Raw genomic sequence first — 6,085 nt, forward strand, 5'->3', positions numbered from 1 at the left:
GAACATCTACGACTGCATGATCATCGACCTCAAGCTGCCTGACATGCTCGGCAACGAGCTGCTCAAGCGCATGACGTCCGAAGATATCCGGTCCTTCCCGCCAGTCATCGTCTACACCGGGCGAAACCTCACCCGCGACGAGGAAGCCGACCTCCTCAAGTACTCGCGCTCGATCATCATCAAGGGCGCGCGCTCGCCCGAGCGCCTGCTCGACGAGGTCACGCTGTTCCTGCACAAGGTCGAGTCGCAGCTGTCGCATGAGCGCCAGCGCATGCTCAAGACTGCGCGCAGCCGCGACAAGGTCTTCGAGGGCCGCAAGATCCTGCTGGTCGACGACGATGTGCGCAACATCTTCGCCCTGACCAGCGCCCTGGAGCACAAGGGCGCGCTGGTGGAGATCGGCCGAAATGGCCGCGAGGCGATCGAGCGGCTTGAGCAGCACGATGACATCGACCTGGTGTTGATGGACGTGATGATGCCGGAAATGGACGGTTACGAGGCCACGCGCCTGATCCGCGAGCAGGCGCGCTGGCGCAAGCTGCCGATCATCGCCGTCACCGCCAAGGCCATGAAGGATGACCAGCAGCGCTGCCTGCAGGCCGGGGCCAATGATTACCTGGCCAAGCCGATCGACCTCGACCGGCTGTTCTCCCTGATCCGAGTATGGCTGCCACAGCTGGAGCGAATTTGACTAGCCAACCCAACATCGATATCGAGATTCGCTTGCTGATCGAGGCAATCTACCTCAAGTACAGCTACGATTTTCGTGACTACTCAGGTGCCTCCATCAAGCGCCGGGTCCACCATGCGCTGCGTCAGCTCGAGTGCCGGACGGTGTCGGCCCTGCAGGAGCGGGTACTGCATGATCCGGGCATGTTCATGCAGCTGCTGCAGTACCTGACGATCCCGGTCAGCGAGATGTTCCGCGACCCCGATCACTTCCTGGCGGTGCGCCAGGAAGTGGTGCCGCTGCTGCGCACCTGGCCTTCGATCAAGGTATGGATTGCCGGCTGCAGCACGGGCGAGGAGGTGTATTCGATGGCAATCCTGCTGCGTGAAGAGGGCCTGCTTGATCGCACCATCCTCTATGCCACCGACATCAACCCGCGCTCGCTCGAGAAAGCCAAGCAGGGCATCTTCTCGATGCAGGACATGCAGGCTTATGCCGAGAACTACCGCAAGGCCGGAGGGCGCCGGGACTTTTCCGAGTACTACACCGCCGCCTACGGCAACGCCATCATGGACAGCAGCCTGCGCGAGAACGTGACGTTCGCCGACCACAGCCTGGCAACCGACAGCGTGTTCTCCGAAACCCAGCTGATCTCCTGCCGCAATGTGCTGATCTATTTCAACAAGGACCTGCAGGACCGCGCGTTCGGCCTGTTCCACGAGTCCTTGTGCCATCGCGGCTTCCTGGTTTTGGGCAGCAAGGAAACCCTCGATTTTTCGTCCTACGGCGAGCGCTTCGAGGCGCTGGTCAAGCCTGAACGGATCTACCGCAAGTCATGAACCGGACCCGTGCGGTGGTGATCGGTGCGTCAGCCGGCGGGGTCGCGGCCCTGTTTACCGTGCTCGGTGCGCTGCCGCTGGGCTTCGCCATTCCCGTGGTGTGCGTGCTGCACCTGCCAGAAGGCCGTGACAGCCACCTGGCCGAGGTGATGCAGCGCAAGCTGCTGCGCCCGGTGGTGCAAGGCCGGGACAAGGAACCGATTGCCCCCGGCATGATCTATGTCGCAGGCCCTGGCTACCACTTGTCGGTGGAGCTGGATGGCCGCTTGTCGCTGAGCCAGGAGGACCCGGAGCATTTTTCCCGCCCGGCGATCGATTTCCTGTTCGAGTCGGCCGCCGATGCCTATGGCCGCGGGTTGCTCGGCGTGCTGCTGACCGGCGCCAACGAGGACGGTGCCCGCGGCCTTGCCTATATCAAACAAAGCGGTGGCCGGACTGTGGTCCAGGATCCCCGCGAAGCACAGGTCGCGTTGATGCCCGAGGCCGCACTGGCCTTGCACCAGCCAGACCATATACTTTCCCTGAGCGGTATCGGGCAGTTGCTCGCCACCCTGGAACCCAGTGAATGCTAAGCCCTATCCCAGCCAAACTGCTGATCGTCGATGACTTGCCGGAAAACCTGCTGGCGCTCGAGGCGCTGATCCAGGGGGCCGACCGTGAAGTGCACAAAGCCAATTGCGCCGAGGCGGCCTTGTCGCTGTTGCTCGAACATGAGTTCGCACTGGCCATTCTCGATGTGCAGATGCCTGGCATGAACGGCTTCGAGCTGGCCGAGCTGATGCGCGGCACCGAAAAGACCAAGAACATCCCGATCGTGTTCGTCAGCGCCGCTGGCCGCGAGCTCAATTACGCCTTCAAGGGGTACGAAAGCGGCGCGGTGGATTTTCTGCACAAGCCGCTGGACAACCACGCGGTCAAGAGCAAGGTCTCGGTATTCGTCGACCTTTACCGCCAGCGCAAGACGCTCGGGCAGCAACTTGAAGCCCTGGAGCGCAGCCGCCAGGAACAGGAGCAGTTGCTGGGGCAGTTGCAGGTGGCGCGTAGCGAGCTCGAGCATGCCGTGCGCATGCGCGATGATTTCATGTCGATCGTCTCACATGAGGTTCGCACGCCTCTCAATGGCCTGATCCTCGAAACCCAGCTGCGCAAGATGCACCTGGCGCGCGACAATGCTGAAGCCTTCACCCTCGACAAGATGCGCGCCATGGTCGAGCGCGACGAGCGTCAGATCAACAGCCTGATCCGGCTTATCGAAGACATGCTGGATGTCTCGCGTATCCGCACCGGCAAGCTGTCGATCCGGCCCAAGCGATTCGACCTGAGCCCCCTGGTTCAGGGGCTGGTCGAGAACTTCGCGGCCCAGGCGGCCGCCTCGGCATCGGTGATCGAGCTCGAACGCTGCGAGACCCTTGAAGGCCAGTGGGACGAGTTCCGTATCGAGCAGGTGATCGCCAACCTGCTGAGCAATGCCCTGCGCTACGGCGAACATCGGCCGGTCAAGGTGCGCGTGTTCGAGGAGGCCGGCATGGCCTGCGTGCAGGTGCAGGACCAGGGCATCGGGATCAGTTCGCACAACCAGCAACGGATCTTCCAGCAGTTCGAGCGCGTGGCGGCGCATCAGGGCAGTGCCGGGCTCGGCCTGGGGCTGTACATCTCCGAACAGATCGTCCTGGCGCACAACGGCAGGATTTGCGTCGAGAGCGAGGAGGGCAAGGGCGCGACCTTCAGCGTCCACCTGCCCCTTGCAGAGGCGCTGCAAGAAAGTGGTCGGGAGCAGGCAACCTCTGCCTGAGCCTGGGGTCGTATGGCCATCCTATTGATATTCAAGGCGTTGGCATGAGTGAAGATGCACAAGATGTAGTACTGGTCGTCGAGGACGAACCCGCGATCCGGATGATCCTCAAGGACTACCTGTCTGGGGAGGGCTATCACGTGCTGGTGGCCGAAAATGGCGAGCAGGCGTTCGATATCCTCGCACGCAAGCCGCACCTGGACCTGATGGTCACCGATTTCCGCCTGCCCGGCGGGATCTCGGGTGTGGAAATCGCCGAGCCCGCCGTCAAGCTGCGGCCTGACCTGAAGGTGATCTTCATCAGTGGCTATCCGGCGGAAATCCTCGAATCCGGCAGCCCGATCGCCCGCAAGGCGCCGATCCTGGCCAAACCGTTCGACCTCGATACCCTGCACGACAAGATCCAGGAATTGCTGCGCTGAGCGGTGAGCCCAGCGCCCTGCCTCAGTAGGTGAAGAATCCACGGCCACTCTTGCGGCCCAGGTACCCGGCCGCCACCATCTCCTTGAGCAGCGGAGCGGGGCGATACTTGCTGTCGTTGAAGCCCTCGAGGAAGGCCTCCATGATCGCCAGCAGCGTGTCCAGGCCGACCAGGTCGGCCAAAGCCAGCGGGCCGATCGGCAGGTTGCAGCCCAGGCGCATGCCGGTGTCGATGTCCTCGGCGCTGGCCAGGCCCTCCTGACGTACGAAGATCGCTTCGTTGATCATCGGCACGAGGATGCGGTTGACCACGAACCCCGGGCGATTGCCCGCGCTGATCGGCGTCTTGCCGACCTTTTCGGTCACCAGCAGGGCCTGCGCGAAGGTGGTATCGCTGGTCTGCAGGCCGCGGATGACCTCGACCAGCGCCATCATCGGCACCGGGTTGAAAAAGTGCACGCCGATGAAGCGCTCGGGAGATTCGATGGCAGCCGCCAGCTGGGTGATCGACAGCGACGAGGTGTTGGTGGCGATCAGGCAGTCGGCCGAGACGTTGGCCGCGACCTGCTGCAGGATGCGTTGCTTGAGCGCCAGGTTTTCGGTGGCCGCCTCGATCACCAGCTGCGCCGGGCGCAGGTCGGCGTAATCGGTGCTGGTGCGGATGCGGGTCAGTGCGGCGTCGGCTTGCTCGCGGGTCACGGTCTGCTTGTTGACCTGACGCTCCAGGTTCCTGGCCAGCGTGGTCATGCCCCGCTGCAAGGCGGCGTCGGCCACGTCCACCAGCGTCACCTGGTAGCCCGCTACAGCGCATACCTGGGCGATGCCGTTGCCCATGGTGCCGGCGCCGATCACGGCGATCTGTTCGATGTTCATCTGCGTGTGGTTCCTTTCCGATGCGTTCTGGGACGACGGCGATTCCTGAGTCGCGGCCGTTGCACAGATACGGTGTAGCTCATGAACGGCCTTGGCGGTGATAATCGCTGATTCCAGGGCAGATGCCCACGCGAGGATGGCGGCCGGCCTCCCGTGCAAGGCTTAGAGCCGCACCGCGCTCACCGTGATATAGCCTCGCCCGGGAAGCGCAATGCGCACCACCGTGTGTTCCGCCGGGGCATCCCTGACCCGGCGCACCTTGATGCCTTCCACCGCGGCCGCGCGCAGCCGGTGATGAATGGGTCGCCCTCGGGCATCGAAGAAGGCCTCGCTGGCAAGCATCTCGATCTGTTCGATCAGCGTGCGGGTGTGTTCGTCCGTGGCGCAGAAGAACATCACGCCACTCCAGTGGGGATCGTCGTCGGGATTGCTCACATCGTGCTTCAGAAGCTCGCAGAGATAGAACTTGAGCGGCGCGGTCGGGCACTTTGCCGTATGCATGAGCGAGGCCTCGCTGTGGTAGTCCGGGTGCAAACGGGCGAGATCATGATTTGCGCACCTACTCAATTCATATAGGCCGAATCCGCATTGCTCGTAGGAAATTTCTCGATCATCACGCGTACCCAGGAAAGGTACAGTGAAGTGTATAGGGAGAATTAACGCTAACTGTACGGGTGCAGCAAGGCGTCGCTCCGCTAGTGTGGGGGCACCTTGACGCCGACAGTTACCTGCCATGCTGACCTCACTCGACTTGCTCACTGCCTTTGTTCTCTTCGCCTTCGTTTCCTCGATCACCCCGGGGCCGAACAACACCATGCTGCTGGCCTCGGGCGTGAACTTCGGGGTACGCCGCTCGATACCCCATGCCTTGGGCATCAGCGTCGGTTTCATGGTCATGGTGATGGCGGTAGGGTTGGGTCTGGGCGAGGTGTTCAAGGCCTGGCCGGTGCTGTACAGCATCCTGCGCTATGGCGGCGCCGCGTACCTGCTGTACCTGGCCTGGAAGATCGCTACCTCCGGCCCCCTGGGCACAACCGGCCCCGGCTCTTCCAGGCCCTTGGGCTTCTGGGGCGCGGCGGCGTTCCAGTGGGTCAATCCCAAGGCCTGGGTCATGGCGGTGGGCGCCATCACCACCTATACCCCAGCCCAAGGCTACGTACTCAATGTCATTGTCATCGCCGCAGTGTTCGCGCTGGTGAACCTGCCCAGCGTCGGGATCTGGGTAATGTTCGGCAGCGCGCTGCGCAACGTCTTGCAGAACTCCCGCTGGTTGATGCTGTTCAACCTGCTGATGGCGACCCTGCTGGTGATATCGCTGTATCCCTTGCTCTTTGTGGAATCGGCATTTTCCTAGAGCGGCGAGCATGGCGTCCCACCCATAGGACGATCAAAGCCATTTTCTTGGTCTACCGCGTTATTCGCCCTGTCTGTATGGTGATCCTCAGCCAAGAGAGGAGACTCCCATGAAAAAGATTCAAGACATCTATCGCA

Annotated in this window: 8 protein-coding genes; 6 read left to right on the top strand and 2 right to left on the bottom strand. The window is 62.4% G+C overall.

Annotated elements, in window-relative coordinates; all coding sequences use genetic code 11:
• From VJS90_RS20990 to VJS90_RS21010, 5 genes are all read left to right on the top strand, one after another.
• A partial coding sequence (locus VJS90_RS20990) for a response regulator (RefSeq protein ID WP_324123550.1) occupies positions 1-691 on the top strand: 691 nt, incomplete at its 5' end.
• Positions 688-1,509: a protein-glutamate O-methyltransferase CheR gene (locus VJS90_RS20995; RefSeq protein WP_324123551.1), complete on the top strand. Its 822-nt coding sequence runs from the start codon at positions 688-690 to the stop codon at positions 1,507-1,509. The genes VJS90_RS20990 and VJS90_RS20995, both read left to right, overlap by 4 nt.
• On the top strand, positions 1,506-2,081 hold the full coding sequence (locus VJS90_RS21000) for a chemotaxis protein CheB (protein WP_324123552.1): 576 nt from the start codon (positions 1,506-1,508) through the stop codon (positions 2,079-2,081). The genes VJS90_RS20995 and VJS90_RS21000 overlap by 4 nt, the downstream gene beginning before the upstream one ends.
• Positions 2,075-3,301 carry a hybrid sensor histidine kinase/response regulator gene (locus tag VJS90_RS21005; RefSeq protein ID WP_324123553.1) on the top strand — a complete coding sequence of 409 codons (1,227 nt, stop codon included), beginning with the start codon at positions 2,075-2,077 and terminating at the stop codon, positions 3,299-3,301. Before VJS90_RS21000 ends, VJS90_RS21005 begins: the two co-directional genes overlap by 7 nt.
• Before the next feature lie 44 nt (positions 3,302-3,345).
• Positions 3,346-3,723 carry a response regulator gene (locus tag VJS90_RS21010; protein ID WP_324123554.1) on the top strand — a complete coding sequence of 126 codons (378 nt, stop codon included), beginning with the start codon at positions 3,346-3,348 and terminating at the stop codon, positions 3,721-3,723.
• A gap of 22 nt (positions 3,724-3,745) precedes the next feature.
• On the opposite strand, the gene VJS90_RS21015 is transcribed toward VJS90_RS21010, so the two are convergent.
• Both VJS90_RS21015 and VJS90_RS21020 read right to left on the bottom strand, forming a co-directional pair.
• Positions 3,746-4,594, bottom strand: coding sequence for a 3-hydroxybutyryl-CoA dehydrogenase (locus VJS90_RS21015; RefSeq protein WP_324123555.1), 849 nt, complete (start codon positions 4,592-4,594; stop codon positions 3,746-3,748).
• Between the two features lie 162 nt (positions 4,595-4,756).
• Positions 4,757-5,095, bottom strand: a complete 339-nt coding sequence (locus tag VJS90_RS21020; RefSeq protein ID WP_324123556.1) for a hypothetical protein — start codon at positions 5,093-5,095, stop codon at positions 4,757-4,759.
• A gap of 232 nt (positions 5,096-5,327) precedes the next feature.
• Between VJS90_RS21020 and VJS90_RS21025 the strand changes: the two genes are divergently transcribed.
• Complete coding sequence (locus tag VJS90_RS21025; RefSeq protein ID WP_324123557.1) at positions 5,328-5,948, top strand: LysE family translocator; 621 nt, start codon at positions 5,328-5,330, stop codon at positions 5,946-5,948.
• The last annotated feature ends 137 nt before the right edge of the window (positions 5,949-6,085 follow it).

Origin of the sequence: Pseudomonas sp., from assembly GCF_035277045.1 — a bacterium.
Classification (GTDB): domain Bacteria; phylum Pseudomonadota; class Gammaproteobacteria; order Pseudomonadales; family Pseudomonadaceae; genus Aquipseudomonas.